At 70.4% G+C, this 26,428-nt stretch carries 20 protein-coding genes; 12 read left to right on the forward strand and 8 right to left on the reverse strand.

Annotated elements, in window-relative coordinates:
• Nucleotides 1–24: 24 nt before the first annotated feature.
• A complete protein-coding gene (locus tag GHC57_RS03670) occupies nt 25–1,266 on the reverse strand; it encodes a deoxyguanosinetriphosphate triphosphohydrolase (protein ID WP_153341289.1) in 1,242 nt (413 codons plus the stop codon).
• A 111-nt stretch (nt 1,267–1,377) separates the two neighbouring features.
• A complete protein-coding gene (locus GHC57_RS03675; protein ID WP_153341291.1) occupies nt 1,378–1,623 on the reverse strand; it encodes a YfhL family 4Fe-4S dicluster ferredoxin in 246 nt (81 codons plus the stop codon).
• A gap of 344 nt (nt 1,624–1,967) precedes the next feature.
• Here GHC57_RS03675 and GHC57_RS03680 point away from each other — a divergent pair, with 344 nt between their 5' ends.
• The 9 genes from GHC57_RS03680 to GHC57_RS03720 all read left to right on the forward strand — a co-directional run bounded on the left by GHC57_RS03680 (nt 1,968) and on the right by GHC57_RS03720 (nt 11,549).
• Entirely contained in the window at nt 1,968–3,689 is a 1,722-nt protein-coding gene (locus GHC57_RS03680) for a 2-oxoacid:acceptor oxidoreductase subunit alpha (RefSeq protein ID WP_153341293.1), read from the forward strand.
• Between the two features lie 13 nt (nt 3,690–3,702).
• A complete protein-coding gene (locus tag GHC57_RS03685; protein WP_153341295.1) occupies nt 3,703–4,527 on the forward strand; it encodes a 2-oxoacid:ferredoxin oxidoreductase subunit beta in 825 nt (274 codons plus the stop codon).
• Between the two features lie 50 nt (nt 4,528–4,577).
• Nucleotides 4,578–5,081 carry a ferritin-like domain-containing protein gene (locus tag GHC57_RS03690; RefSeq protein WP_153341297.1) on the forward strand — a complete coding sequence of 168 codons (504 nt, stop codon included), beginning with the start codon at nt 4,578–4,580 and terminating at the stop codon, nt 5,079–5,081.
• A gap of 36 nt (nt 5,082–5,117) precedes the next feature.
• A complete protein-coding gene (locus tag GHC57_RS03695) occupies nt 5,118–6,170 on the forward strand; it encodes an alcohol dehydrogenase family protein (protein ID WP_153341299.1) in 1,053 nt (350 codons plus the stop codon).
• Nucleotides 6,171–6,232: 62 nt separating this feature from the next.
• Complete coding sequence (locus GHC57_RS03700) at nt 6,233–6,949, forward strand: alpha/beta hydrolase (protein ID WP_153341301.1); 717 nt, start codon at nt 6,233–6,235, stop codon at nt 6,947–6,949.
• Nucleotides 6,950–7,233: 284 nt separating this feature from the next.
• Entirely contained in the window at nt 7,234–9,564 is a 2,331-nt protein-coding gene (locus tag GHC57_RS03705; protein WP_153341303.1) for a methyl-accepting chemotaxis protein, read from the forward strand.
• 205 nt (nt 9,565–9,769) lie between these two features.
• Nucleotides 9,770–10,732, forward strand: coding sequence for an EamA family transporter RarD (gene rarD / locus GHC57_RS03710; protein WP_343031094.1), 963 nt, complete (start codon nt 9,770–9,772; stop codon nt 10,730–10,732).
• A gap of 148 nt (nt 10,733–10,880) precedes the next feature.
• Nucleotides 10,881–11,240, forward strand: a complete 360-nt coding sequence (locus GHC57_RS03715; protein WP_343031095.1) for a type II toxin-antitoxin system RelE/ParE family toxin — start codon at nt 10,881–10,883, stop codon at nt 11,238–11,240.
• A gap of 6 nt (nt 11,241–11,246) precedes the next feature.
• Nucleotides 11,247–11,549, forward strand: a complete 303-nt coding sequence (locus GHC57_RS03720; RefSeq protein ID WP_170294664.1) for an addiction module antidote protein — start codon at nt 11,247–11,249, stop codon at nt 11,547–11,549.
• 14 nt (nt 11,550–11,563) lie between these two features.
• On the opposite strand, the gene GHC57_RS03725 is transcribed toward GHC57_RS03720, so the two are convergent.
• A complete protein-coding gene (locus GHC57_RS03725) occupies nt 11,564–13,486 on the reverse strand; it encodes a methyl-accepting chemotaxis protein (RefSeq protein WP_153341307.1) in 1,923 nt (640 codons plus the stop codon).
• Nucleotides 13,487–14,417: 931 nt separating this feature from the next.
• On the opposite strand from GHC57_RS03725, the gene mfd reads away from it, so the two are divergent.
• The gene (mfd, locus tag GHC57_RS03730; protein WP_153341405.1) at nt 14,418–17,882 is read left to right on the forward strand and encodes a transcription-repair coupling factor; all 3,465 of its coding nucleotides are present in this window, start codon (nt 14,418–14,420) and stop codon (nt 17,880–17,882) included.
• A gap of 259 nt (nt 17,883–18,141) precedes the next feature.
• Here mfd and lptE read toward each other — a convergent pair whose 3' ends face one another.
• The 5 genes from lptE to GHC57_RS03755 form a co-directional block, all read right to left on the reverse strand.
• Entirely contained in the window at nt 18,142–18,669 is a 528-nt protein-coding gene (gene lptE / locus GHC57_RS03735) for an LPS assembly lipoprotein LptE (RefSeq protein WP_153341309.1), read from the reverse strand.
• On the reverse strand, nt 18,666–21,284 hold the full coding sequence (leuS, locus tag GHC57_RS03740; RefSeq protein WP_153341311.1) for a leucine--tRNA ligase: 2,619 nt from the start codon (nt 21,282–21,284) through the stop codon (nt 18,666–18,668). The genes lptE and leuS overlap by 4 nt, the downstream gene beginning before the upstream one ends.
• Before the next feature lie 217 nt (nt 21,285–21,501).
• Nucleotides 21,502–22,068: a DUF3576 domain-containing protein gene (locus GHC57_RS03745; RefSeq protein ID WP_153341313.1), complete on the reverse strand. Its 567-nt coding sequence runs from the start codon at nt 22,066–22,068 to the stop codon at nt 21,502–21,504.
• 187 nt (nt 22,069–22,255) lie between these two features.
• On the reverse strand, nt 22,256–22,465 hold the full coding sequence (locus GHC57_RS03750; RefSeq protein WP_153341315.1) for a cold-shock protein: 210 nt from the start codon (nt 22,463–22,465) through the stop codon (nt 22,256–22,258).
• 91 nt (nt 22,466–22,556) lie between these two features.
• Complete coding sequence (locus GHC57_RS03755) at nt 22,557–23,987, reverse strand: DEAD/DEAH box helicase (RefSeq protein WP_153341317.1); 1,431 nt, start codon at nt 23,985–23,987, stop codon at nt 22,557–22,559.
• A gap of 356 nt (nt 23,988–24,343) precedes the next feature.
• Here GHC57_RS03755 and GHC57_RS03760 point away from each other — a divergent pair, with 356 nt between their 5' ends.
• Both GHC57_RS03760 and GHC57_RS19470 read left to right on the forward strand, forming a co-directional pair.
• Nucleotides 24,344–25,126 (forward strand): hypothetical protein, encoded by a 783-nt coding sequence (locus tag GHC57_RS03760; protein WP_153341319.1) that lies wholly within the window; start codon nt 24,344–24,346, stop codon nt 25,124–25,126.
• A complete protein-coding gene (locus tag GHC57_RS19470; protein WP_153341320.1) occupies nt 25,123–26,427 on the forward strand; it encodes an ABC transporter ATP-binding protein in 1,305 nt (434 codons plus the stop codon). The genes GHC57_RS03760 and GHC57_RS19470 overlap by 4 nt, the downstream gene beginning before the upstream one ends.
• Nucleotide 26,428 lies beyond the last annotated feature (1 nt).

Here is a 26,428-nt window from a genome sequence, read left to right on the forward strand (position 1 = left end):
CCGGCAAAAAGACCAGGAAGGGTGTCAGGGCTTGACCACGGGATCGAACAGGCGGGCGTGTTCGTCAAGGGCGAAGCGGTCGGTCATGCCCGCGATGTAATCCGCCACCACCCGCGCGCGCCGGGAGTCGTCGCCGCCGGCGGCCCGGGCGCGGGTGGACCAGTCCCCCGGCAGAAGGGCCGGTTCCGCCAGCAGCAGGTCGAACAGGTCGCGCACCACGCGGCGCGCCTTGCTGGTCATGCGATTGACCCGGTGGTGGCGGTACATGTTGGGGAACAGGAAGTCCTTGAACGCGCGATCGTGGGCCGTCATGGCGTCGGAGAACGCCACCAGCGGCCGGCCCAGGGCGCGCACGTCCTCCACGCTCTCCGGCCGGTCCTCGGCGAAGCGGCGGCCGGTCTCGGCGCACAGGTCCGAGACCATGGCGTCGATGATCCGGCGCACGGACTCGTGGATCAGGCGGCTGCGCTCCAGGCCCGGATGGGCGTCGGCGACGGCGGCGAACACCGGACCGGCCAGCGGCACGTCGCGCAGGTCGGACTCGGTGAACAGGCCGGCGCGCAACCCGTCGTCGATGTCGTGGGCGTTGTAGGCCACATCGTCCGCCACGGCGGCCACCTGCGCTTCCGGCCCCGCATGGGTGTGCAGCTCCAGGTCATGCGTCTCGGCATACTCCTGGATGGCCAGCGGCAGCGGCTCCGTGCGCCCGGGTCCGGTCAGGGGGCCGTTGTGCTTGACCAAGCCTTCCAGGCTCTCCCAGGTCAGGTTGAGTCCGTCGAAGGCGGCGTAGCGGTGCTCCAGCTTGGTGACGATGCGCAGGCTCTGGGCATTGTGGTCGAAGCCCCGATAGGGCGCCATGCAGTCCTTGAGCGCCCGTTCGCCGGCATGACCGAAGCACGTGTGGCCCAGATCGTGGGCCAGCGCCAGGGCCTCGGCCAGATCCTCGTTCAGGCCGAGCACGCGGGCGAGCGAGCGGGCGATCTGCGCCACCTCCAGGCTGTGGGTCAGCCGGGTGCGGTAGTTCTCGCCCTCGTGATAGACGAAAACCTGCGTCTTGTACTGGAGGCGACGGAACGCGCCGGAATGAATGATCCGGTCGCGGTCGCGCTGGAAAGGCGTGCGGGTGGCGGACTCAGGCTCGGCCACCAGCCGGCCCCGGGTCCGCGCCGGATCACTGGCGCAGCGGGACAGGACCCCCGGCACAGGCGCGGGCGGCGACAACGAGGCCGGAGGCGAAACCGGGGCGGCGACAGGTGTGGACGGCATCATGGCCGCACCCTACCCCCCGCCCGGTCCGGAGGCAACGTCCGGCGTCGGCCGCGCCCGCCCCTCCGGCCCGCGCCGAAGGGACGAGAGGACGGCCCGCGCGGCGCCGGATCAGGCCTGCAGGGTCTCGAACTTGGCCTGAAGCTGCGCCGGGGTCTCGGCGTGCGCCGGATCCTTGACGATGCACTCGACGGGGCACACGGCCACGCACTGCGGCTCGTCGAAGTGGCCGACGCACTCGGTGCAGCGGGCCGGATCGATCTCGTAGATGATGGCGCCGGCCGTGATGGCTTCGTTCGGGCACTCGGCGGGGCAGGCATCGCAGTTGATGCACTGATCGGTGATCTTGAGGGCCATGAATTCAGTGTCCTGGTTGAAGGTGGCTCGGGTCCGCGCGGGCGCGGTCGACCGGCGGCGGCCGTGAGGGCGCCCGATCCCCGCCACGCTATGCCAAAACCGCGCCCCGGACGCAACCGAATGGCTCGGCCCGGTGCGCCAACGGCGGCGGCGGGAGCGGCCGTGCGTATCCGGAATACCGCAAGGCTGCATTGATCCGGGTCAATGGGGGACGGGCCACGAGTCCATTGAGGCGTCGCCAGAATGGCGCTATACCCCGAGGCTTCATGGCCGGGCGGAGCGCCGTCCGGTGGACGGGCGGCGGGCGCGACACGCCGCGACCTGAACAAGCGGGAGCAGGACAGATGGCGCTCTCTTCGGTCTCCATCGCCATGACCGGCAGTGGCGGTGCGGGCGTGATGACCGCCGGCCAGATCCTTCTGGATGCGGCCGCGAAGGCTGGCTACTACGGGCTGATGGGTCGCACCCTGGGCCCCCAGATCCGCGGCGGCGAGTCCGCGGCCCTGTTGCGGCTCAGCACCGAGCCGGTGCAGAGCCCCGACGACGGGTTCGACATCCTGGTCGCCTTCGACTGGGGCAACATCGAGCGCTTCCGCGAGGAACTGCCCATGAATCCGGGCGGCCTCATCATCGCCGACCCGCATGCCGGCGATGTCCCGGCGCTGATGCTGGACGCGGAACGGCGCATCGAATACGTGCCGTTCCACGCCATGTCCAAGGACATTCACGGCGGCCGCGTCAACATGGTCGCCCTCGGCCTGATCGCGGAACTGGTCGGGCTGGACCATGACTGCCTGGTCGAGCGCGTGACCACGCAGTTGTCCGGCAAGGGGCAGACCGCGCTGGACTCCAGCCGGGCCGGCCTGGACGCCGGGGCCGAGGCCGTGGTCGGCGTCAAGGGCGTGCCCCGGCTCGACCGGCCCAAGCCGCGCACCGGCGACCGCTGGTCCATCACCGGCAACGACGCCGCCGGCCTGGGCGCCATCCAGGGCGGCGTGCGGTTCTGCGCGGCCTACCCCATCACCCCGGCCACCGACATCCTGGAGTGGCTGGCGCCCAATCTGCCCAAGGTGGGCGGCACCCTGGTCCAGTGCGAGGATGAACTGGCCTCGGTCAACATGATCCTGGGCGGCAGCTACGGCGGCGTGCCCTCCGTCACCGCCACGTCCGGCCCCGGCCTCGCGCTGATGACGGAGAGCATCGGGCTCGCCGTCGCCTCCGAAACCCCGGTGGTCATCATCGACGTGCAGCGCGGCGGCCCCTCCACCGGCATTCCCACCAAGTCCGAACAGGTGGACCTGAACATCGCGGTGAACGGGCTGCACGGCGACGCCCCGCACGTGGTCACGGCGCCCCTGTCCATCGGGGACTGCCTGTTCACCACCCAGTGGAGCGTGCATCTGGCCGAGGCCATGCAGACCGCCGTCATCGTGCTGTCGGACCAGACGGTGGGACAGTCGCGCACCATCATCGACAAGCCCGCCGAGATCGCCTTCATCGGCCGCCGCAAGGTCGCCGAGACCGTGCCGGGCGAGCGCTACCTGCGCTATGCGCTGACCGCCGACGGGGTGTCGCCCATGAGCCTGCCGGGGACGGACGGCGGCGCCTACATCGCCGAGGGGCTGGAGCACGACGAGACCGGCCGCCCCTCGACCCAGGGCGCCCATCACACCGAGCAGCTCGCCAAGCGCCAACGCAAGATCACGGACTTCGACTACGGCGACCACTGGGCGCTGGTGGACGGCGATCCCGACGCCGAGGTGGCGGTGCTGACCTGGGGGTCCACCGCCGAGGTGGCGCGCGAGGCCGTCAACCGCGCCCGCGCCCGGGGCGTCAAGGCGCGTCTGGTGGCGGTCCGCCTGATCGACCCGGTTCCGGCCGACCGGCTGCGCTACGCGCTGGCCGGGGTGTCGCGCACCGTCGTGGTGGAGCAGAACCACGGCGGCCAGTACCTGCGCCACCTGCGCGCCCACATGGACCTGCCCGGCCGCGTCGAGGCGTTCCATCGCCCGGGGCCGCTGGGTCTGCGTCCCGGGGAAATCCTCGCCCACATCCTGAGTCAGTAAGGAGCGCGCCGCCATGGATGCCGTCGTTGCGAAGCCCCAGGACTACAAGTCGGACCTCAAGCCGATCTGGTGCCCGGGCTGCGGGGACTTCTCCGTGCTGGCCGCGATCACGCGGGGCCTGGCCGAGCTGAACCTGCCGCCGAAGGACGTGGCCCTGGTCTCGGGCATCGGGTGCTCGTCGCGCCTGCCGGCCTATTCCACCCTCTACGGGTTCCACAGCGTGCACGGCCGCGCGCTGCCGGTGGCCAGCGGCCTGAAGCTGGCCCGGCCCGACCTGACCGTGCTGTCCGTGGGCGGCGACGGCGACGGGTTCTCGATCGGTGGCAACCACTTCGTCCACGCCTGCCGGCGCAATGTGGACCTGACCTACATCGTCATGGACAACAGCGTCTATGGCATGACCAAGGGGCAGGCCTCGCCGACCACGCAGGCGGACTGGACCGGCTCCAAGCTCACGCCGGAGGGGCCGGGCGTCGCCCCGTTCCGCCCGCTGGAAATGGCGCTGTCGTCCGGCGCGACGTTCATTTCGCGCGCCTTTTCGGGTGATCCCATGGAGCTGACCCGGCAGGTCTGCGCCGCCGTGCAGCACAAGGGCTTCTCGTTCGTCCATGTGCTCAGCCCCTGCGTGACCTACCGGCCCGAGCAGAAGGGCTGGCGCGAGCTGGTCCACGGCGACTTCACCGAGCCGTATACGGATCGGCGGGACGCCTTCCTGCGCCTGCTGGACGACGACGGATTCACGACCGGCATCCTCTACCAGGGCGCCGCCGCGCCGTTCCAGCCCATGCCGCGCGCCACCCAGTCCGTGGCGGACCTGGGCGACCAGTTCGTCATCTGACGAGGCGGCCCCGCCTCCCGTCTTCTTCTGCCGCGAGATCAAGGATGACCATGGACAGCCTCGAAGAGTTCATCGCCCATGCCGTGGCCCTGGAGGAGGACTCGGCCGTCCGGTTCGACGACATGGCGGACTCGCTCGACGTCCACCAGAACCACGAGGTCACGGACCTGTTCCGCAAGATGGCCCATTACTCCCGCCTGCATCTGGCCGAAGCCCAGAAGCTGGCGGAGGGGATGACGCTGCCGCACATCAAGCCCTGGGAGTACAAGTGGCCCGACAAGGAGCCGCCGGAAACGCCGGGGATGGACGCGACCCACTACCTGATGACCCCGCACCACGCCCTTGTCATGGCCCTGGACAGCGAGAAGCGCGGCCACGACTTCTATGCCGCCCTCGCGGCCACGCACGAGAACCCGCGCATCCGCGAGCTGGCGCAGGAGTTCGCCGAGGAAGAGGCCGAACACGTCGCCCTGTTGCAGGCCATGCTGCTGCGCTATCCGGCCCCGCCGCCGGACTGGGACGAGGACATGGACCCGCCGGTGAGCGTGGATTGAGCAAGCCCGATCGCCCACCCTGAAAGGACCTGCCTCATGACCGACATCCCGGAGACCATGCGCGGCGTCTGGCTGACCGCGCACGGCGACCTGGACTGCCTGGACTATCGCACCGACATCCCCACGCCCCGGCCCGGACCGGGCGACGTGCTGATCCGGGTCACCGCCGCCGGGGTCAACAACACCGACATCAACACGCGGGTCGGCTGGTACTCCAAAAAGGGCAACGCGGCCGAGGATGCGTCGTGGTCGGGGTCACCGCTGTCCCTGCCCCGCATCCAGGGCATCGACGCCTGCGGCCGCATCGTGGCCGTCGGCCCGGGCGTGGATGCGGCGCGGATCGGCGAGCGGGTGCTGGTGGAACCCTGCCTGCGCGAGGCCGGCGGCCGGACGCTGGATCAGCCCTGGTACTTCGGGTCCGAGTGCGACGGCGCCTTCGCGGACTATACCGTGGTCGCCGGCCGCCACGCCCACCGCATCGACAGCCCGCTGGACGACGTGGCGCTGGCCTCGTTCCCCTGCTCCTACTCGACGGCCGAGAACCTGCTGACCCGCGCCGGTGTGGCCGCCGGCGAGCGCGTGCTGGTCACCGGCGCGTCCGGCGGCGTGGGCTCGGCGGCCGTGCAGCTCGCCCGGGTCCGCGATGCCGAGGTGATCGCCGTCACCAGCCCCGCCAAGGCCGAAACCCTGCGCGGCCTGGGCGCCGCCCGCTGCCTGTCCCGCGACGACGACGTGGTGGAGACGCTGGGCAAGGACAGCGTGGATGTGGTCGTGGATCTGGTGGGCGGGCCGCGCTGGCCGGCGCTGCTGGACGCGCTGCGCCCCGGCGGACGCTACGCCGCGTCGGGCGCCATCGCCGGGCCGATGGTGACCCTGGACCTGCGCACCCTGTACCTGAAGGACCTTACCCTGTTCGGCGGCACGGCCTTGACGCCCGACATCTTCCCGGCCCTGATCGCCGCCATCGAGAGCGGCCGGGTCCGGCCCCTGGTCGCCGAGACCTATCCCCTGGCCCGCATCCGCGAGGCCCAGACCGCCTTCCTGGCCAAGGGCTTCGTGGGCAAGATCGTGTTGACGCTGGACGCCTGACGCCGTCACAGTCGCGGAACCCGAGCGATCCCCCCGCCCACCCGCTGCGCGAGGACCTGCCCATGACCGATGCCGCGCCGCTCGACGGCCCCGCCGCGCCGCCCGCCTCAGGCGGCCCGGCCCGCCGCCTGATCCTGCTGCTGCACGGCTACGGGGCCGACGGCACTGACCTGATCGCGCTCGCCCCGGTGCTGGCCCCGCTGTTTCCCGACGCCGCCTTTCATGCCCCGCACGCGCCCGAGCCGTGCGAGGTCATGCCGTTCGGTCGGCAGTGGTTCAGCTTCACCCGGCACGACCCGGAGATGTGGCGGCGCGATGCCGCCAATCTGGAACCGGCGCTGGAGATGATGACGGAGGGCGCCGCCAGTGCCGCCCCGAGCCTCAACGCCACCATCGACAGCCTGATGTCGCGGTACGGCGTCGGGCCGGCGTCCACCGCCCTGGTCGGGTTTTCCCAGGGCACCATGATGGCGTTGCACGTGGCGGTGCGCCGCCCGGCCCCGCTGGCCGCCGTGGTCGGCTTCTCGGGCGCGCTGACCGGGGCGGCCCGCCTCGCGGACGAGATCACCGCGCGCCCCCCCGTCACCCTGGTCCACGGCGAAGCCGACCCGGTGGTGCCCTTCCCCGCCCTGGCGCACGCCGAGGCCGCGCTGCGGGCCGCCGGCGTGCCGGTCGCTGCGCACGGCCGGCCGGGCCTGGAACACGGCATCGACGAGGCCGGGCTGGAGATCGCCGCCGCCGCGCTGGAGGCGGCGTTCGCCGCGGCCGACGTCCAGTAAATCCGACCATTCTTCTCGGAAATGGCAGGCCGACATGAGGCCGCCACCCGGTCGCAGTGAGACTGGGCGGCGCCGCCTTCAGTGCGCTCAAGCACACACGGCCCCTGTCCTTTTTGCGGATATTTGGGTAGCATGGGCTCAACCTCTCTTGGGCACCCGCACGACCCCGTGCCAGACTTGCCCGCGCATCGGCGTGTTTGAACCTCCACTCGGATGATGGCGTGGCGGGGCCGACACGCCCCGACCCAGAGGCGCCCCCGCCGCGCCCAACCGGAGCGTACGCGATGACGATCCTGGCCCGTCTCGTCCTGGCCCTGTGCGGTCTCGCCATGGTGACCGCGATCCTGATCTCGCTGATGTTCACGCAGGTGCTGGAGCGCCTGACCCTCCAGGCCGAGGAGGACCAGCTTGCCGGGCTGTTCGAGAACCTGAAGGCCGATCTGTCGGCGGAGGGCTACCGGGCCCTGACGCTGGCCACCCTGGTGGCCAGGAACCCGGTGGCCACGGCCGCCTTCGCCGCCGGCGACCGCGACGCCCTGCTGGCCATGTACCGCGACGGGTTCGAAACTCTGTCCGCCGAGTTCGGCGTGCGCCAGTTCCAGTTCCACGCGCCGCCCGCCGTCTCCTTCGTCCGCATCCACAAGCCGGAAAAGTTCGGCGACGACCTGTCCGGCTTCCGCAAGACCGTGATCGCCGCCAACCGGGTGCGGGCCACCATCCAGGGGTTGGAACGCGGCGTGGCCGGTCTGGGCATGCGCGGCGTCACGCCGGTCTCGCACGAGGGCGAGCATATCGGCTCGGTCGAGTTCGGCCTGTCCTTCGGCCAGCCGTTCTTCGAGTCCTTCGCCGAGACCTACGGGGTTGAGGTGGCGCTGTACCTGCGCACCGACGCGGGCGGGTTCGAGCCGTTCGCCAACACGCACGAGGGCGTCCAGTTCATCCCGGAGGACCGGCTTGCCACGGCGCTGAGCGACGGCCAGGTGATCCAGGACTACGAAGCCGAAGACCTGAACCTCGCCGTCATGGCCCAGCCCATCCACGACTACGAGGGCCGCTCCATCGGCGTGGCCACCATCGCGCTGGACGCGGCCCCCTATCACGCCCGGATCGCCTCCGCCCGCTGGCTGGCCGTGATCGCGACGGGGGTCACCCTGGTGGTGGCCCTGATCGCCGGCTATCTGATCGCGCGCGGCATCGCCGGGCCGGTCAAGCTGGTGACCGAAGCGCTGACCCGGCTGTCGGCGCGGGACTTCTCCATGGACCTGCCGGACCGCAAGGGTCAGGGCGAGATCGCCCGCATGCTGGTCGCGCTGCGGGCCTTCCGCGATCAGGCCATGAAGGTGGACGCGGCGGAGCGAGAGCAGCACGCCCGTCTGGCGCAGGTGGAGGCCGCCCAGACCCGCCTTGGCGAGCAGGCCCGGCAGAACCTGCGCGGCGTGGTCCAGGCGGCCATGCAGGCCAACGAGGCCATCGTGGTCCTGGCCTACATGATGCGCGACGTGAACCGCACCAACGCCCAGGCCCAGAGCATGGCCTCGGCCGTGGAGGAAATGGTCACCTCGACGCGCGAGATCTCGGAATCGTCCGACACCGCCGCCGAAGACGCGGAAGGGGCGCGCGGCGCCGCCGACGAGGGGGTCTCCAGCGCCAACCGGGCGGTGTCGTCCATGCAGAGCATCCACGCCGCGGTCACCCGCGCCGGCGAGCGCGTGGACGTGCTCGCCCAGGCCTCCGCCCAGATCGGCGAGATCGTCAAGCAGATCGAGGACATCGCCGCCCAGACCAACCTGCTCGCCCTGAACGCCACCATCGAGGCCGCGCGCGCCGGCGAGGCCGGCAAGGGCTTCGCCGTCGTCGCCAACGAGGTCAAGGGTCTCGCCAATCAGACCGCCCGCGCGACCGAGGACATCCGCGGCCGCATCGAGACCCTGCGCGCCGAGATGACCGACATCATCGACGCCATGGGCAGCGGCGCCACCGCCGTGGAGGACGGTCGCGAGGTGGTCACCGGCCTGGGCGGCCAGCTCGGCACCATCGCCGAGACCGTCGCCCACGTCACCGAGAAGATGCGCGACATCGCCTCGATCCTGAGCGAGCAGACGCTGGCCGCCGGTCAGGTGTCGGAGGGCACGACCGCCATCGCCGAGCTCGCCCGCATGAACACGGAGGAGATCGAGCAGGCCATGCATGCCATGGACGAGGCCACGGGGGAGTTGAACCAGCAGGTCAGCATGTTCGCGAACATGGGCGGCATTCAGGTGCTCATCGAGGTCGCCAAGAACGACCACGTCACGTTCAAGAAGCGGATCGTTGACTCCGTGATCGGCCGCATGCGCTGGGCGGAACAGGACATCCCGGACCACACCACCTGCCGTCTGGGCAAGTGGGCGGCCGGGGTCGATGACCCGGCGCTGCGCGACCACCCGGCCTTCCGCGCCCTCGAACAGCCGCACAAGGACGTCCACCGGCTGGGCAAGGACGCCGCCCGCAAGGCCGCCAACGGCGATATCGACGGCGCCATCGAGATGATGGGCGACCTGAACGACGCGAGCCACCGCGTGATCGAGGCCCTCAACGCCCTGGGCCGCGCCGTGGAGGGGATGGAGAAGCAGTAGGGGGGAGCAGAGGGGGTCGTATGCCGCTGGTTCTCTACTCGGCGTCAAGGGTCTGCCGTCCTGGTCGTGCTGAGTGTCGGGGTCGCAGGAGGGGTCCCCCATCTGGTTGAGGCGGCGGGGATTGCCAGACGAGACGCGAAGGCGTAGGCGTGCACGGCGCCGGTATCACAGGGCGCCCGCATCGCCCCCTTGGGAGACCCCCGCCGTGTCCTCCGTATCCCCGAACCCTCCGGCCTCCGCCGCCGGACCGGGTCTGCCCGACCCCCTGGCCGCCGCCCGCCGGATCCGGGCCGGCTATGCCGCCGCCATCGGCGCCTATGTGTATTGGGGCCTGTCGCCGGTCTTGTACCACCTGCTGGGGCATCTGCCGCCGCTGGAGGTGATGGCGCACCGCATCGTCTGGGGGCTGGTGTTCGCGTTGCCGCTGGTGGCTTGGTTCGGCCAGACCGAGGCGCTGCTGCGGATCCTGCGGCGGCCCCGCCTGCTGGCCGTGTTCCTGGGCAGCGGCGTGGCGATCGCGGTCAACTGGCTGACGTTCATCTACGCCACCGGCAGCGGCCAGAAGCTGGACGCCAGCATGGGCTATTACATCTTCCCGCTTGCCAGCGTGATGCTCGGCGCGATCTTCCTGCGCGAGCGGCCGAGCCGCTGGCAGTGGGCGGCGGTCGGACTGGCGGTTGCCGGCGTGACGGTCATGCTGGTGGGGCTGGGGCGGCTGCCCTGGATCGCCCTGGTGCTCGCCGCCAGCTTCGGCACCTATGGCCTGCTGCGCAAGATCGCCCCGGCGGAGTCGCTGGTCGGCTTCACGCTGGAGGTGCTGCTTCTCGCTCCCGTCGCGGTGCTGTGGCTGGTCTGGCTGGGCTGGACTGGCGCCGGCAGCATGCCGCACGGCGGCGGCCTGGACATGGCGCTGCTGCTGATCTCCGGCCCGTTCACGGCCGTGCCGCTGCTGCTGTTCGCCATCGGCGCGCGCCGCCTGCCGCTGGGCACGGTGGGGATGCTGCAGTACATCAACCCGACGATCCAGTTCGGCATGGCGGTGGCGGTCTACGGCGAGACCTTCACGCCGGGCCACGCCGCCAGCTTCGCCCTGATCTGGACGGCCGTGGCCATCTTCGCCCTGGAGCCGATGCTGCGGCGGCGGCGGTTGACAAAGGCTCGTTTATAGACGAATTTTGTGTCGGATGTTGGAGCGCTTTTCCGATGTCCCCATGCAATTCAACCAAAGCCAAAGTCTTGTTGGGATCTGGCGTCGGTCGCGCTTTAAGGTTAGGGTCCGTGGCTTTTTGTTCGAATGGGTGTGGGGAGAGGACAGCGTGATCGCACCGCAAGGCGGGTGCTCCTATGCGATCCGCCACTACCTGACGCCGGGCGACGGCCGGGATCTGTTCGCGAACTGGCTGGCGAAACTCCGGGACCGGACGTCGAAGCTGGCCATCCTGAGGCGGGTCAACCGGCTCGAACAGGGCCAGTTCGGCGACTGCAAGCCCTGTCGCGATGGCGTGTGGGAACTGCGGGTGGATGTCGGCCCCGGCTACCGGGTGTATTATGCGCTGGCGGGCGAGACCGTGGTTCTGCTGCTATGCGGCGGCACCAAGAAAACCCAGGACCGCGATATCGCGCGGGCCGTTTCCTGCTGGCGCGACTGGTGCCGGCGAGATGATGACGAAAGGTGATCGGCGGTGAAGGACCGAGCGCACGATGAGGCCGTAGCCGATCTGTATCGATCCGATCCGGCCCTTGCTGTGGACATGCTGAACGCCATTCTGGAGGATGGCGATCAGGCGGAATTGCTCATCGCCCTTCGCCAGATGACGAGGGCTTTCGGGGGTGTGCCCCGGGTGGCCGAAGAGGCCGGCCTCAACCCGACCCAGTTGTACCGGACCCTGTCGGAGGCCGGGAATCCCGAGTTGCGGGGATTCCAGGCTATTTTGCGGGCAATGGGTCTCAGGCTGGCCGTGCGCCCCCTCGACAAGGCCTCCTGACCCTGGTGCCTCCTTTACGCCGCCTGCGGCCGTTCTGCCTGCCCCGGAGCGTCCGTCTCCGCCGTCCGGCCGTCCTGAACCGCGCGCAGGAACGCGGCCACCTGCCGACGCAACGCGGCCGTCTGGGCGGCGACGCTTTCCGATGTCTCGGCGATGACCCGCGCGGTGGTGTCGGAGCGTTCCGCCGCCGTGCGCACATCGTCGATGGAGGCCGACACACCCTGGGTGCCGGTCGCGGCCTCCTGGACGTTGCGGGCAATCTCCTGGGTCGCGGACCCCTGCTGTTCCACGGCAGCCGAGATCGACGAGGAGATGGCCCCGATCTCGCGGATCACGGCGGTGATGCCGGCGATGGAATCCACCGCGTCCCGGGTCGAGGCCTGGATGCGGCCGATCTGCGTGCCGATCTCGTCGGTGGCCCGCGCAGTCTGCGCGGCCAGATCCTTGACCTCGGTGGCGACGACGGCGAAGCCCTTGCCGGCCTCGCCGGCGCGCGCCGCCTCGATGGTCGCGTTCAACGCGAGAAGGTTGGTCTGGCTGGCGATGTCGTTGATGAGGGCGACGATCTCGCTGATGGTGCCCACGTTCTCCTGCAGCACGCGGATGCTCTCCGAGGTCCGGTCGGCCTGCGTGTTGGCCTGTCCCGAAACGCCTGTCGCCTGCGAGACCTGACGGGCGATCTCGCGGATCGACGACGACAACTCGTCGGCCGCGCTGGCCACGGTTTCCACGTTCGCCGTCGCCTGATCGGCGGCGCTGGCCACACTGACCGCCTCGGTGCGGGTGTGCTCGGCGTTTTCGCGAACGTCGCGCGAGGCGGCGCGCATCTCCTCCTCGGCCTGTTGCAGCCGCTCGAACACCGCCATCACGGCGCCGTCGAAGTCCGCGATCAGGGTCCGGACCCGCTCGGTCTCGCGCGCCTTGCGGGCCTCTTCCTCGCGCTGTTCGGCGGCCATGCGCTCGGATCGCACGAGGCCGTCCTTGAACACCGCCACCGCCTGCGCCATGTGGCCGACCTCGTCCCGACGCTCCAGGGCGGGCACGTCCGTGGTCAGGTCGCCGGCGGCCAGGGCGTCCATGGCGGCGGTCATGCCTTTGATCGGGCGGATCACGGTGCGGCCAACGAACACGATCAGGGCGATGGTGCCGGCGATGACGGCGATGGTCAGCGCCATCATGATCGCCTGGGCCTGGGTCACGACCGAGGTGGCGGCGGCATCGGCGGCCGCCCCGCGCGCCTCGGCGCTGGCGACGACGGTGGACAGCGCCGCCGCGACGGCGTCGCCCTGCCGGTCGAGCAGGGCGGCGGCGTCCCGCGCCTCCTGGCGGGCCCTCAGCATGGCCTGCACCGTCTCGAACAGGTTGCCGTCGCCGGAGGCGGCCAGCGTCCATGTGTTGAAGGTCTCCCGGACGGCCGCGATCTCGGCTTCGTCCGCGTCAGTCTCGGCATGACGGGTGAGAACCTTGAAGGGCCGGGCGGACTCCGCCGCCAGGGCCTCGAATTCGGTCACCAGCGGCGTCAGGTGCTCCCGGTGGTCTTCCGCCATGAAGGCGCCCACGATGCCCTGCATCTCCAGGATGATGGCCTGCAGCCGCTGCGAGGCGGCATAGACCGGGAAGTCATCCTCGAACAACTGGCGCATCAGCTTGTTGATGTGCTGGGCCGTGGCGGCGGCGCTCATCATCATCATGTTGGCGTCGCGCTTGGCCTGGGCCATGTCGGCCTCGCTGTCGGAGGCCAGATCGTCCAGCATGTCGAACAGCACCCGCCCGGTCTCATCGAACGCGGCGTGCATGGCCTCGACGCTCTCGAAGGCCTCCAAGGCGGCGCGGCGGCGCGCGATGGCGATGTCCTGCTGTTCGACGAACTGGTCGTGGCCCGCATGGGCGTCGGCCAGCGCGTCGGCCGTCTCCGCGCTGTCCACCAGGCCCGTCAAGGTTTGGTAAGACTGCTCGAACCCGTCATTGAGGGTATCCAGGTGTTGCGACACTCGTGTGATTTGTTCGGGATCGACCTCTGAAAGAATGCCATGCGAAACGTTCGTCGAGATCAGAGTATTATTGACAAGGTCGTCTGCCGTGTTCGTGGCTGGGCTGGCGATCTCTGTAATCTGTTTGATTTTTCCTTGGATCTCGACAATGTAATATATGCCGGCAATGGCAATGAACACTGACATGACGGCAACAGCGATCAAGCCCATCATGATTTTTCTGGACATGCTGAGGCCAACTTTATTGGAATGATTTGAGTTAAAGAGATTGCCAGTGCTCATGGCGCGGAGTCCTTCTGCGTTTGGCCTGGACCCAAGCTCTTTCCGTCTTGGGTGTGACTGCGAACCTATTTAAAATGCCGCGAAAATCCCTGGATTTGCGCGGGCGTGATTATATCGAGTCTTTTGCGATACGGTGAGAAAAAATGAGGCCATTGTGATGGGTGACCATTTTTTATGCGCATGACACAGGGGGCCGTCCGGCAGGGCTCCGAATCCGGATGACAGGGGTGTCTTGGTTCGTGCCCCATCACGAGATTCTTCGCGCCCTAAGGGCGCTCCGGATGACACTCTCTATTAAAAGTGTGTCGTCCTGAGGGAGCCCCCGCGACCATCGTTCCGATGGTCGCGCTCCTTTGCGGCGACGCGACGCGTCGCCGGGGGCGACCGAAGGACCTCGTGAGGCGGGTTCGACCCCATCCGTGTCACAGAACGGCAATCCGGGTTCGAAGCCCTGGCCGTCCGGTGCGCGAATTGACTCCGCCCCGGCGGACGCGGTATTCCCGCCATCCCGTCGCCTCGGAACCGTCGCCCCGTGCTCAAACGTCAAATCGAGAAGGCCCTGCACGAGACCAGGGGCCGCGTCACCCTGGCCGGCATGCCGGAGGGCCAGGACGCCCATGTGCTCGTCGCCCTGGCCCGCGCCCGCAAGGGCCGCCCGCTGCTGCATGTGGCGCGCGACGACGTGCGCCTTGCCACGCTGGTCGAGCTGGCCCGCTTCATGGCCCCGGACCTGCGGGTGCTGGACCTGCCGGCGTGGGACTGCATGCCCTATGACCGGGTCTCGCCGCACGCCGACATCCTGGCCCGGCGGATCGACACCCTGGCCGCGCTGGCCGCCCTGCCGCCGGAGGGACCGGGCCCCGAGCCGCTGCTGGTGGTCACCACCGTCAACGCCATCACCCAGCGCGTGCCGCCGCGCGACTCCCTGGCCGGAGCCTCGTTCCCCATCCGCAAGGGCGAGAGCCTGGACATGGAGGCGCTGCTCGCCTTCCTGGGCCGGACCGGCTATGTCCGCGCGGAACAGGTCATGGAGCCGGGCGAGTACGCCGTGCGGGGCGGTCTGGTGGACCTGTTCCCGCCCGGCCTGTCCGATCCCCTGCGCCTGGACCTGTTCGGCGACGAGGTGGACGCCATCCGCGTGTTCGATGCCGTCAGCCAGCGCACCACGGGCGACGCCGACGGCGTCATCCTGAAGCCCATGAGCGAGCTGACGCTGGACGACGAGTCCATCGCCCGGTTCCGCACCGGCTATCGCGAGCTGTTCGGCGCGCCCCGGCGGGACGACCTGCTGTACGAGAGCGTCTCCGCGGGCCAGGCCATGCCGGGCATGGAACACTGGCTGCCGCTGTTCCACGCGGGCATGGACACGCTGCTGGCCTATCTGCCCGAGGCCGCGATCACCCTGGACGCGGACACCGAGGCCGCCCGCGTCTCCCGCTGGGAGCAGATCGAGGAATACCACGCCGCCCGGCGCGACATCGCCCAGTCCGGGTCGGGCGAGGGCGGCATGATCTATAACCCCATCCCGCCCGACCGGCTGTACCTGACCGAAGAGGACTGGGCGCGGATGCTGGCGGCGGCGCTGCGCGTGTTCGACCTGTCGCCCTATGCGCCGGCGGAGGTCGCACCCAACACCCTGGACATGGAAGGCCGGCCGGGCCGCGACTTCGCCGACGTGCGCGCGCGCACCGGCGAAAACGTGTTCGAGGCCGTCGCCACCCATGCCGCCGACCGCATGGCGCAGGGCAAGCGGGTGGCGCTGGCGGCGTACTCGCTGGGCTCGCGGGATCGTCTGGGCGGGCTGATCCGCGACCACGCGGGCCAGGGCGGGGGGGCCGCCCGGCTGGAGACCGTCGAGTCCTGGGCCGATCTGGCCACGGCGCCCAAGGAGGCGCTGGCCCTGGTGGCGCTGGGCCTGGACCGGGGCTTCGAGACGCCGGACCTGGCCGTCATCGCCGAACAGGACGTGCTCGGCGACCGCCTCGCCCGGCCGCAGAAAAAGAAGCGCAAGGCCGACTCCTTCATCCAGGATGCCTCGACCCTGGTCGAGGGCGATCTGGTCGTGCATGTGGACCACGGTATCGGCCGCTATGACGGGCTGGAGACCCTGCAGGTCGGCGGTGCGCCGCACGACTGCATCCGCGTGACCTATGCCGGCGAGGACAAGCTGTTCGTGCCGGTCGAGAATATCGAGGTCCTGTCGCGCTATGGCTCGGAAACCGCCGGCGTGCAGCTCGACAAGCTGGGCGGCGTGGGCTGGCAGGCGCGCAAGGCCAAGCTGAAGAACCGCATCCGCGACATGGCGGACAAGCTGATTCAGGTCGCCGCCGCCCGCCATCTGCGCAAGGCCGAGAGCTACGCCCCGCCGGAGGGCCTGTACGACGAGTTCGCCGCCCGCTTCCCCTACGCCGAGACCGACGACCAGCTCCGCGCCATCGGCGAGACCATCGAGGACCTGAGCAGCGGGCGGCCCATGGACCGCCTGATCTGCGGCGACGTGGGCTTCGGCAAGACCGAGGTGGCGCTGCGCGCCGCCTTCGTCGCCGCCCTGTCCGGCCAGCAGGTGGCGGTGGTGGTGCCCACGACCCTGCTCGCCCGCCAGCACTACAAGGTGTTCAGCGAGCGGTTCGCGGGGCTGCCGGTGCGGGTCGGCCACCTGTCGCGGCTGGTCACCGGCAAGGCCGCCACGGCCACCAAGAAGGAACTGGCCGACGGCACCCTGGACATCATCGTCGGCACGCATGCGCTGCTCGCCAAGAGCATTTCGTTCAAGAATCTCGGCCTGCTCATCATCGACGAGGAGCAGCACTTCGGTGTCGCCCACAAGGAGCGGCTGAAACAGCTCAAGAGCGACGTGCATGTGCTGACGCTGTCGGCGACGCCGATCCCCCGCACCCTGCAACTGGCGCTGACCGGCGTGCGGGAAATGAGCCTGATCGCCACCCCGCCCGTGGACCGGCTGGCGGTGCGCACCTTCGTCCTGCCGTTCGACCCGGTGGTGATCCGCGAGGCCATCCTGCGCGAGCGCTATCGGGGCGGGCAGTGCTTCTATGTCTGCCCGCGCCTGAAGGACATCGACGAGGTGGCCGAGCGCCTGGAGGCCCTGGTCCCCGAGGTCAAGGTGGCCATCGCGCACGGCCAGATGGCGGCCCGGCAGCTTGAAGACGTCATGACCGCCTTCGCGGACGGGCAATACGACATCCTGCTGGCGACCAACATCATCGAGTCCGGCCTGGACATGCCGCGCGTCAACACGATCATCATCCACCGCGCCGACATGTTCGGGCTGGGGCAGTTGTACCAGTTGCGCGGCCGCGTGGGCCGGGCCAAGGCGCGCGGTTATGCCTATCTGACCATCCGGCCGAACCGGACGCTGTCCAAGGCCGCCGAAAAGCGTCTGGACGTCATGCAGACGCTGGACACCCTGGGCGCCGGGTTCACCCTGGCCAGCCACGACCTGGATATCCGGGGCGCGGGCAACCTGCTGGGCGACGAGCAGTCCGGCCACATCAAGGAAGTCGGGATCGAGCTGTACCAGCACCTGTTGGAAGAGGCCGTGGCCGCCGCCCGCGCCGGCGAGGGCATGGAGGCGCTGGACGATGCGTGGTCGCCCCAGATCACCCTGGGCTCGCCGATCCTGATCCCCGAAGGCTACGTGCCCGACCTGGGAGTGCGGCTGTCGCTCTATCGCCGCATCGGCGACGTGACGGCGGACGACGAGATCGAGACCCTGGCCGCCGAGATGATCGACCGCTTCGGCCCGCTGCCGACCGAGGTGGAGAACCTGCTCAAGGTGATCCGCATCAAGGTTCTGTGCCGCGCGGCCAACGCCGAGAAGATCGACGCCGGGCCGAAGGGCGCCGTGATCGCGTTCCGCAACAACGACTTCCCGAACCCGGCCGGGCTGGTGCAGTTCATCGGCAAGAACACGGCGACGGTCAAGCTGCGCCCCGACCACAAGCTGGTCGCGAAACGCGACTGGGACGACCCCGCCCGCCGGCTGCAGGGCCTGCACCGGCTGATGAAGGATCTGGCGGCGGTGGCTGGCGGGGCCTCGTGATCAGCGGTTCATACGGCCGACGGAGAGGTTCATCCTTTTCGTTGGCCGGCCGGCCCGCCGCTGGCATCGCTGTGCGATGCCGGTTTTGAACAGGACTGGGGGTCGGCGCCCTCGGCGCCCTCGGCGCCATATTGGGGCGCCGGTCCACAGATGGCCGCCCCTGGGCGGCCGGGGCGGCGGAGGCGATGAGCCGGATCAGTCCGGTTCATCGCCGATCAGGATAAGAGAGCAGACCGGACGTGGCGGTGCGGCATCCCGCCTAGGGATAGCGGCCCCCGCTCCCCCGTTTCGCGAAATAGGCCACCACCTGCATCTCGATGTCCGCGGCCAGGATCTGGGCCATGTCGGCCTCGGTCTTGGCGCGGTTGCGATCGGTCGCGTATTGATTGTCCAGCACGTTGTAGACGGCGGACGACCGCGTCGAACCGTCGGCCACGCCAAGCGGACGCCCGTCCTCTCTCCGGGCCGCCAGCGACCAGTTGGCCCTCGCGTTCAGGTTGGCCAGGGTCGCTTCGTCATCGCGGCGAATGCCCAGATTGCCGGTTGTCACCGTCACCGTCACCTGCAGTTCGTACCGCGGGTTCGGCCCGGTTTGCAGACGGTGCAGCAGCGCATTGCGCAGAAGCTGCCCGACCCGTTCGGAAATCGGCCCCACGGCCACGGACGGCAGTTGGGGCCCGCCGCGGCCCCGCGTTCCGTACACCGGACGGAAGCCGCAGCCCGCCAGGGCAAGCAACGGTCCCGCCGCCAGAACCGCGCGGCGGGCGATGGCGGCGGGCCGGCTCATCCCGCCACGACGATGTTGACGATGCGATTCGGCACCACCACCACCTTGCGGATGGTCTTGCCGTCGGTGTGGGCGCGCACGTTCTCGACCGCCAGCGCGGCCGCCTCGGCGTCCTCCTTGGGGCAGTCCTTGGGCACCTCGATGTTGCCGCGCAGCTTGCCGTTGACCTGTACGGCCAGGGTCACCGTGTCATCCACGCACAGGGCGGGATCGGCCTCGGGCCAGTCGCTTTCGGCCAGAATCCCGTCGTGACCCAGCACGGCCCAGGCGGCCTCGGTCACGTGCGGCACCATGGGATTGAGCAGCCGCACCGCCGTTTCCAGCGCGAACCGGCAGACCGCGCCCGCGCCCTCGGTCTCCGCCTTGAGATCGGGGATGGCGTTGGTCAGCTCGCGGATCCGGGCGACCGCCGTGTTGAACCGGAACCGCTCCAGATCCTCGGTCACGCCGGCGATGGTCTTGTGCGTCCGCTTCAGCAGGTCCAGGGCCGGGCGGTCCAGGGCGGCCGCCGCCGGGACCGGCGCGCCCACCGGGGGCAGGTCCACGGGCGGTCGCGCCACCAGACGCCAGACGCGGTTGATGTAGCGCCACGCCCCTTCCAGGCCGGCGTCGGACCACTCCATGTCGCCGTCGGGCGGGTTGTCCGAGACGATGAACAGCCGCGCCGCATCCGCGCCGTAGGTTTCCAGGATCCGTTCCGGATCGACCGTGTTGCGCTTGGACTTGGACATCTTCTCGGCCCGACCCACGGTCACGGGCGCGCCGTCCGACAGCCGCCGCGCGGTGCCGTCCTGGCCGATCTCCACCTCGCCGGGCTCCAGCCAGTCGCCTTCAGGACCCTTGTAGACCTCGTGCAACACCATGCCCTGGGTGAACAGGCCCGCGAAGGGCTCGGCCAGACCCACATACCCGCAATCCCGCAGCGCCCGCGTGAAAAAGCGCGAGTACAGCAGATGCAGCACGGCATGTTCGACGCCGCCGATGTACTGGTCCACCGGCAGCCAGTAGTCCACGGCCGCGCGGTCGAACGCCTCGGACTCGCTCCAGGGCGCGCAGAACCGGGCGAAGTACCACGACGATTCCATGAAGGTGTCGAACGTGTCGGTCTCGCGCCGCGCGGGCTTGCCGCAGGTGGGGCAGTCCACATGCTTCCAGGTGGGGTGCCGGTCGAGCGGATTGCCCGGCGCCTCGAAGTCCACGTCCTCGGGCAGGGTCACCGGCAACTGATCCTCGGGCACCGGAACGATGCCGCAGGATTCGCAGTGGATCACCGGGATCGGGCAGCCCCAGTAGCGCTGGCGGGAGACCCCCCAGTCGCGCAGGCGGAACTGCACGGTGCCCTCGCCCCGGCCCAGGCTCTCCACCTTCTCGATCGCGGCGCGCTTGGCGTCGGTGACGGAGAGCCCGTCCAGGAACCCGGAGTTGACGGCCACACCGTCGCCCACGAACGCCTCGTCCCCGGCGGCCAGATCGGCCGAGAACCGGGCCACATCGGCGTCCTTGGGCGCGACCACGGTCAGGATCGGCAGGCCGTACTTCTTGGCGAAATCAAAGTCGCGCTGGTCGTGCGCCGGACAGCCGAAGATCGCGCCCGTGCCGTATTCCATCAGCACGAAGTTCGCCACGTAGATCGGCACCGTCCACGACGGATCGAACGGATGCACGGCCTTCAGGCCGGTGTCGTAGCCCTTCTTCTCGGCGGTCTCGATGGCCTCTTCGCTGGTGCCGATGCGGGCGCACTCGGCGACGAAGGCCTTCAGGGCCGGGTCGCGCTCGGCCAGTTCCAGGGTCAGCGGATGGTTCGGCGACAGGGCGCAGAACGACGCCCCGTACAGCGTGTCCGGCCGGGTCGTGAAGACCTCCAGGCCCGCGTCGCGGCCCTCGATGTCCCAGCGCAGACGGGCGCCCTCGGACCGGCCGATCCAGTTGGTCTGCATGGTGCGGACCTTGTCCGGCCAGCGCTCCAGGTCGCCGATGGCCTGAAGCAGGTCGTCGGCATACCGGGTGATTCGGAACGACCACTGGGCCAGCTTGCGCCGCTCCACCACGGCGCCCGAGCGCCAGCCCTTGCCGTCGATGACCTGTTCGTTGGCGAGCACGGTGTGCTCGACCGGGTCCCAGTTCACCCAGGCTTCCGTGCGATAGGCCAGCCCCGCCTTGTAGAAGTCCAGGAACATCTTCTGTTCATGGCGGTAGTATTTCGGCTCGCAGGTCGAGATTTCGCGCGTCCAGTCGATGGACAGGCCCATGGGCTTGAACTGCTCGCGCATGGCCGCGATGTTCTCGCGGGTCCACTTCGCCGGATGCACGCCGCGCTGGATGGCCGCGTTTTCCGCCGGCAGCCCGAAGGCGTCCCACCCCATCGGATGCAGCACGTTGAAGCCGCGCGCCCGACGGAAGCGGGCCACCAGATCGCCCATGGTGTAGTTGCGCAGGTGGCCCATGTGGATGCGCCCCGACGGATACGGGAACATCTCCAGCACGTAGTACTTCTCGCGGGACGGGTCCTCGACGGCGCGGAAGCAGTCGCGCTCGGCCCACACCTTCTGCCAGTGGGCCTCGGTCTCCTTGACGGAATAGCGTTCGGGGACGGAATAGCGTTCGGGGGCGGCCATGTGCCAACGGTCCTTGTGGTTCTGTCGTCTGCCGGTCTCGGGAGGGAACGGGATGGCGCGAGCGCCTTATACCAACGGCATCTGACGATGACCGTCGGAGTCCTTCGCCGGCCCTCTCCCCCACCCGGCCACCCAACGCCAGTATCCTGTGGGTGGCCGGGTGGGGGAGAGGGCCGGTGCCGCTCGGCGGGTGAGTCACACTCACCCGCCTCTGGTATTACTGCCCGCGCAGGGCCGCCATGCGAAGCTGACGGGCGCGGGTCAGGATGGCGTCCTCCAGGTCGGTGCCCACCTGCTCGTCCACCGGCACGTCGGTCCAGGCCTCGCCGGGCACGCTGTCGTCGCCGGTCATGCGCTCCTGCTTGAACACCGACACCTCGATGCCGTCCGCGCGCAGGGCCTTGGCCAGGATGTAGACGTTGACCTTGAAGCGCTCGGCCGGGGTTTCCGGCGGCGTGTACCAGTCCGTGATGATGACGCCGCCGAACGGATCGGCCGAGGTCAGCGGCATGAACGCGATGGTGTCGAGCGAGGCCCGCCACAAAAAGCTGTTCACGCCGATGCCGGGGCCGCCCTGGGACGGGCGGTTGTCGTCGCCGCCGCCGAACAGTTCGATGCCGCCGGGGCCGAACACGGTGTTGCGCTGATAGGGCTTGCTGAGGTCCCGGCGAACCGTCGTGTCCGACCCGGGCGGGCGATCGGGATAGATCGGATCGGCATACTGGCAGGCGCCCAGCACGCCCGCCATCGCCACCGCCACACAGACAGATCTCGTCAGTCCCATGCCATCCCCTTCCGACCGGACACCGGATCAGCACGGCGTTCCGCGCCGCCGCCGCTAGTTCCGGTCCTTTCTTATAAGAGGCGCGGCCCCCAAGCAACAGGGCCCGCGCGAAAGCCGGACCCCGGACACACGAACGCCGCGCCCGCCCCCTGGAGGGCCGGCGCGGCGTCGCGGGTCGGGACCCGGCCTATTCGGCGCGCAGGTTCACGGCCGAGGACTTGCCGCGACGGCGGTCCACCTCGATCTCGTAACTGACACGCTGGCCTTCATTGAGGGTGCCCATGCCAGCGCGCTCAACGGCACTGATGTGAACAAACACGTCCGCACCACCCTCGTCCGGGGCGATGAAGCCGTAACCCTTGGTGCTGTTGAACCACTTCACGGATCCGCTGCTCATGGGAGTCTCCTTTTCTTGAGCGTCAGCGTTTCTGGGGAAATGCCGGTCGCGGGGTCATGCCCCACGCCGGGCAACGGAACGATCGCGCTAATCAGGCGTCGGCGGCGGCGGCGACGCGGGGGCGACCCGAATGGGTGCCTCCGCCCCGACCGCCATTGCCGCCCCGGCGCGAGCGCTTGGGGCGGGATGCCCCGGGGCTCTCGGTGCCGGCGATCATGCGGGTGAGCCCGTCGGTCGGGGTCTCGGCGCCCGGCCGGGCCTCGCCATGCCGCGTGGCGGCGGCGGGCTTGGCCGGACGATGAGACGCAGCGGCGGGACGGGCTTCGTTGGCGGGGCGCTGGCGCCCGCCGCCGGACGGCCGGCGGCGGCCCTCCTTGCGGGCCGGGGCCGGCTCGTCGGGGGTGCCGTCCGGCGCATCGATGGACCGCCCGATCAGGCGTTCGATATCGCGCAGCAGGCCGCGTTCCTCGCGGTCGCACAGCGAGATGGCCGTGCCGCTCTTGCCGGCGCGGGCCGTGCGCCCGATGCGGTGCACGTAGGATTCGGGCACGTTGGGCAGTTCGAAGTTCACGACGTGCGAGACGTCGTCGATATCGATGCCGCGCGCCGCGATGTCCGTGGCCACCAGGACCGAGACGCCCCCTTTGCGGAACGCGGCCAGGGTCCGCTCGCGCTGGCTCTGGCTCTTGTTGCCGTGGATGGCGTCGGCGGCCAAGCCGGCCTTCTGCAGGTGCTGACTCACGCGGTCCGCGCCCCGCTTGGTGCGGGTGAAGACGATGGCGCGTTCCACCTCGGGCACGGCCAGCAGGTCCACCAGAATCTCGCGCTTGGCGGCGCCGTCCACATGGACCACCGTCTGCGCGATGCGCTCGATGGGCCGGGCGGCCGGAGCCACGCTGATTTCCGCCGGATCGGTCAGGAAGTCGGCGGCCAGGGCGCGGATGGGCTTCGGCATGGTCGCGGACAGCAGCACGGTGCGGCGCTCTTTCGGCAGCGCCGCCATGACGCGGCGGATGGCCGGCATGAAGCCCAGGTCGAGCATCTGATCGGCCTCGTCCAGCACCACGGTGTCCGTGGCGTCCAGCGAGACCGCGCCCGTGCTCATGTGGTCGAGCAGCCGGCCCGGCGTGGCGATGACGAGGTCAACGCCGCCCGCCAGGGCGCGGATCTGCGGCCCGGGGCGGGCCCCGCCGATGACGACGGCGACGGACGGACGGGTGTGACGGCCATAGGCGCGCACGCTGTCGGCCACCTGGCCGGCGAGTTCGCGCGTCGGCACCAGCACCAGGGCATGGCAGCGACGGGCGGCCGGACGTCGGGTGCGCGCCGCGACGGCCTGCAGCAGCGGCAGCACGAAGGCGGCCGTCTTGCCGGTCCCGGTCTGGGCGATGCCGACCACGTCGCGGCCCGCCAGCAAGGCAGGGATCACCTGGGCCTGAATGGGAGTGGGATGGGTGTAGCCTTCGGCCTTCACGGCGCGAAGGAGGGGCTCGGCAAGGCCGAGGTCGTCGAAGAGGGTCAAACGGGAACTTTCGTCTGTCGTCGCAGGCCCTGGAATGCTTCAAGCGCGTTCGGGCGCGACGGCGGTGTTCTGTGGGGCGCTCTCGCGGATCGGTCGCCTGCGTCGTCGAGGGCGTTCAGCCCCCGGTCTCTCGGCAACGATCGGGGTCGATGGCTGCCCGGACAAGGCGCCGCCTGGACCGAGGGGTCGGTCTCCGCGCGGGGCGCCGTCCCTGTTGAAAGACCACGTTTCGGCGCCCTTGGCAACACTTTTCGTGGGCTGGACGCGCGGCGTGTGCCGCCGTCGGGTTTATGCTTGCGCCGGGCCGCCGCCACACGCGAAGATTTTGGCGACGGGCATTGGGGAGGTGAACGACCATGGACCGAGGGCGGGCGCCGGACACCGGGCGTCACCATGGTCGGACCGCCCGGGCGCTGGCCCGCCGGGCGCGGCTGGCGCGCATCCGCACCGGCGCGCTCGGCTGGGCCGGCGAGGCCCTGGGCCCGCTCTGGCCCCTGCTGGTCTATCTGACCCTGGTCGCCGGGGGCGCCCTGCCCCGGCCCGAGACCATGGCCCCGCTGGCCTATGCCGCGCTCGGGTACTGGACCTGGAGCCTGATGGTGGATGCCGCCCTCGCTCCGGCGCGGGGGCTCGCCGCGCACCGTCAGCCCGGCACCGCGCCGGAGGCCGCCATGCTGGCGGGCGGGCTGGACGCCGCAACCCGGGCCGGCTGGCGCGCGGTCGTGCTCGGGCCGCTGGCCGTGCTGGCGACGGGCGGAGCGCTCGACCCGGTGGGGCTGCTCGTCGCCCTGGCCCTGATCCCCGCCGCCCTGGCATTGCCCCTGGGCGCTGGTCTGATCCTGGCCCTATGGGCCGCGCCGTGGCCGGACGTCCCTGCCGGCGCCACCACCGCCCTACGCTTGAGCCTGCTGCCGAGTCTGGTGCTGTTCCCCTTGCCCGAGGCCGCCTGGGCCTGGGCCGCCACGGTGCTGAATCCGCTCGCCCTGTGGACCGACAGCCTGCGCGCGCTGGCGGGGACCGGCGCCCTGCCCCACCCGGTCGCGGTCGTGGCCTGGACTCTCGCGGGCGGGACCCTGCTCGCCCTGGGCCTGCGCGGCCTGCGGCACCTGTCGCCCCGGCTGCGGGATGCGATGGCATGACCCCCGTCCTGACCCTGGCCGGCGTCAGCAAGCGGTTCGCCGCCAGGCCCGGCGCCGGCCGCCGGGCCTGGACCCGCGCGGTCTGGGACGCCCTGCGCGGCCGCGATCCGGACCCGGGCGCACTCGGCCGGGACGGCGGGCCGGTGGTCCCGGCGCTGGCGGATGTCTCGCTGACCATACGCCGGGGCGAGGCGGTCGGCGTCGTCGGCCTGAACGGCGCCGGCAAGACCACCCTGCTTCGGCTGGCGGCCGGACACCTGATCCCGGATGCCGGCACGGTCACGTGCTCCGGGCGAGTCGGCACCCTGATGGACTTGACGGCCGGCTTCTCGCCCGCCCTGACGGGCCGTGAAACCATCCCGCTGGCGGCCGCGCTGGCGGGCCGGACAGCCGCCGAGATCGCGGCGGCCACCCCACACATTGAAGCCTTCTGCGGCCTCGGCCCCGCGCTCGACCGGCCGGTGGGCGGCTATTCCAGCGGCATGGCCCTGCGCCTGGGCTTCGCCATCGCCGCCCATGCGGACCCCGACCTGCTGCTGGTGGACGAGGTCTTGTCGGTGGGCGACTTCCCGTTCCGGCAGCACTGCCTCGCCCGCATGATGGTCCTGAAGGAGCGGGCGGCGGTGCTGCTCGTCTCCCACAATCTGGCCGAGGTCGCGCGCTTCTGCGACCGGGTCATTGTGCTGCACGGGGGCCGGATCGCCTTCGACGGCCCGACCGAGGCCGGTCTCGCCGTCTATCGCCGCCTCGCCGAGGGCGCGGCGGCTCCATGTCAGGATCCCGGCCTGGAGACGGCGGACACGCCCGCGTTCCTGGCGCCGCTGTTCCGCGATGCCGAGCGGGTCGGCCCCCTGGACCTCGCATGGCTGGACGCGGCGGGCCGCCCCGTCTCCGCCGTGCCCTTCGGCGCGCCCCTGACGCTGCGCCTGCGGGCCACCCTGACCGCGCCCGCCCGCGCCCTGTTCGTGGGCGTGCCCCTGTATGCGCCGGACGGGACCCGCGTGACGGGCCTCGCCAGCGATCTGGCCGCGCCACCCCTGGCCGCGGCGGCCGGCGAAACCATCACGGTCACCCTCTCCCTGCCCGCGCCCTGCCTCAACCCCGGCCCCTGGCGCGGCGTGGCGGTGCTGCACGACGGCCCCGGCACGCTGGCCCGCCAGCCGCTGCCGCCCCTGACGGTGACCGGCGGCCCCTCGCGCCACTGGGGGCACTGGACGCCCGACGCCCGCTGGAGCCTGTCCGGGTCCCGAACGATCCCGCGCGAGGGGGGATGCCAAGCCGCCCGCGAGATGGCACAGTAGG

The sequence above is a fragment of the Roseospira navarrensis genome, from assembly GCF_009601025.1.
Classification (GTDB): Bacteria; Pseudomonadota; Alphaproteobacteria; order Rhodospirillales; family Rhodospirillaceae; genus Rhodospira; species Rhodospira navarrensis.

Coding starts and splice junctions, on each gene's coding strand:
- GHC57_RS19470 (WP_153341320.1), top strand. CDS start 25,123: ATGACCCCCGTCCTGACCCTGGCCGGCGTCAGCAAGCGGTTCGCCGCC.
- GHC57_RS03680 (WP_153341293.1), top strand. CDS start 1,968: ATGGCGCTCTCTTCGGTCTCCATCGCCATGACCGGCAGTGGCGGTGCG.
- GHC57_RS03700 (WP_153341301.1), top strand. CDS start 6,233: ATGACCGATGCCGCGCCGCTCGACGGCCCCGCCGCGCCGCCCGCCTCA.
- GHC57_RS03690 (WP_153341297.1), top strand. CDS start 4,578: ATGGACAGCCTCGAAGAGTTCATCGCCCATGCCGTGGCCCTGGAGGAG.
- GHC57_RS03685 (WP_153341295.1), top strand. CDS start 3,703: ATGGATGCCGTCGTTGCGAAGCCCCAGGACTACAAGTCGGACCTCAAG.
- GHC57_RS03695 (WP_153341299.1), top strand. CDS start 5,118: ATGACCGACATCCCGGAGACCATGCGCGGCGTCTGGCTGACCGCGCAC.
- GHC57_RS03750 (WP_153341315.1), bottom strand. CDS start 22,465: ATGAGCAGCGGATCCGTGAAGTGGTTCAACAGCACCAAGGGTTACGGC.
- mfd (WP_153341405.1), top strand. CDS start 14,418: ATGCCGGAGGGCCAGGACGCCCATGTGCTCGTCGCCCTGGCCCGCGCC.
- GHC57_RS03760 (WP_153341319.1), top strand. CDS start 24,344: ATGGACCGAGGGCGGGCGCCGGACACCGGGCGTCACCATGGTCGGACC.
- GHC57_RS03670 (WP_153341289.1), bottom strand. CDS start 1,266: ATGCCGTCCACACCTGTCGCCGCCCCGGTTTCGCCTCCGGCCTCGTTG.
- GHC57_RS03675 (WP_153341291.1), bottom strand. CDS start 1,623: ATGGCCCTCAAGATCACCGATCAGTGCATCAACTGCGATGCCTGCCCC.
- GHC57_RS03705 (WP_153341303.1), top strand. CDS start 7,234: ATGACGATCCTGGCCCGTCTCGTCCTGGCCCTGTGCGGTCTCGCCATG.
- GHC57_RS03745 (WP_153341313.1), bottom strand. CDS start 22,068: ATGGGACTGACGAGATCTGTCTGTGTGGCGGTGGCGATGGCGGGCGTG.
- leuS (WP_153341311.1), bottom strand. CDS start 21,284: ATGGCCGCCCCCGAACGCTATTCCGTCCCCGAACGCTATTCCGTCAAG.
- lptE (WP_153341309.1), bottom strand. CDS start 18,669: ATGAGCCGGCCCGCCGCCATCGCCCGCCGCGCGGTTCTGGCGGCGGGA.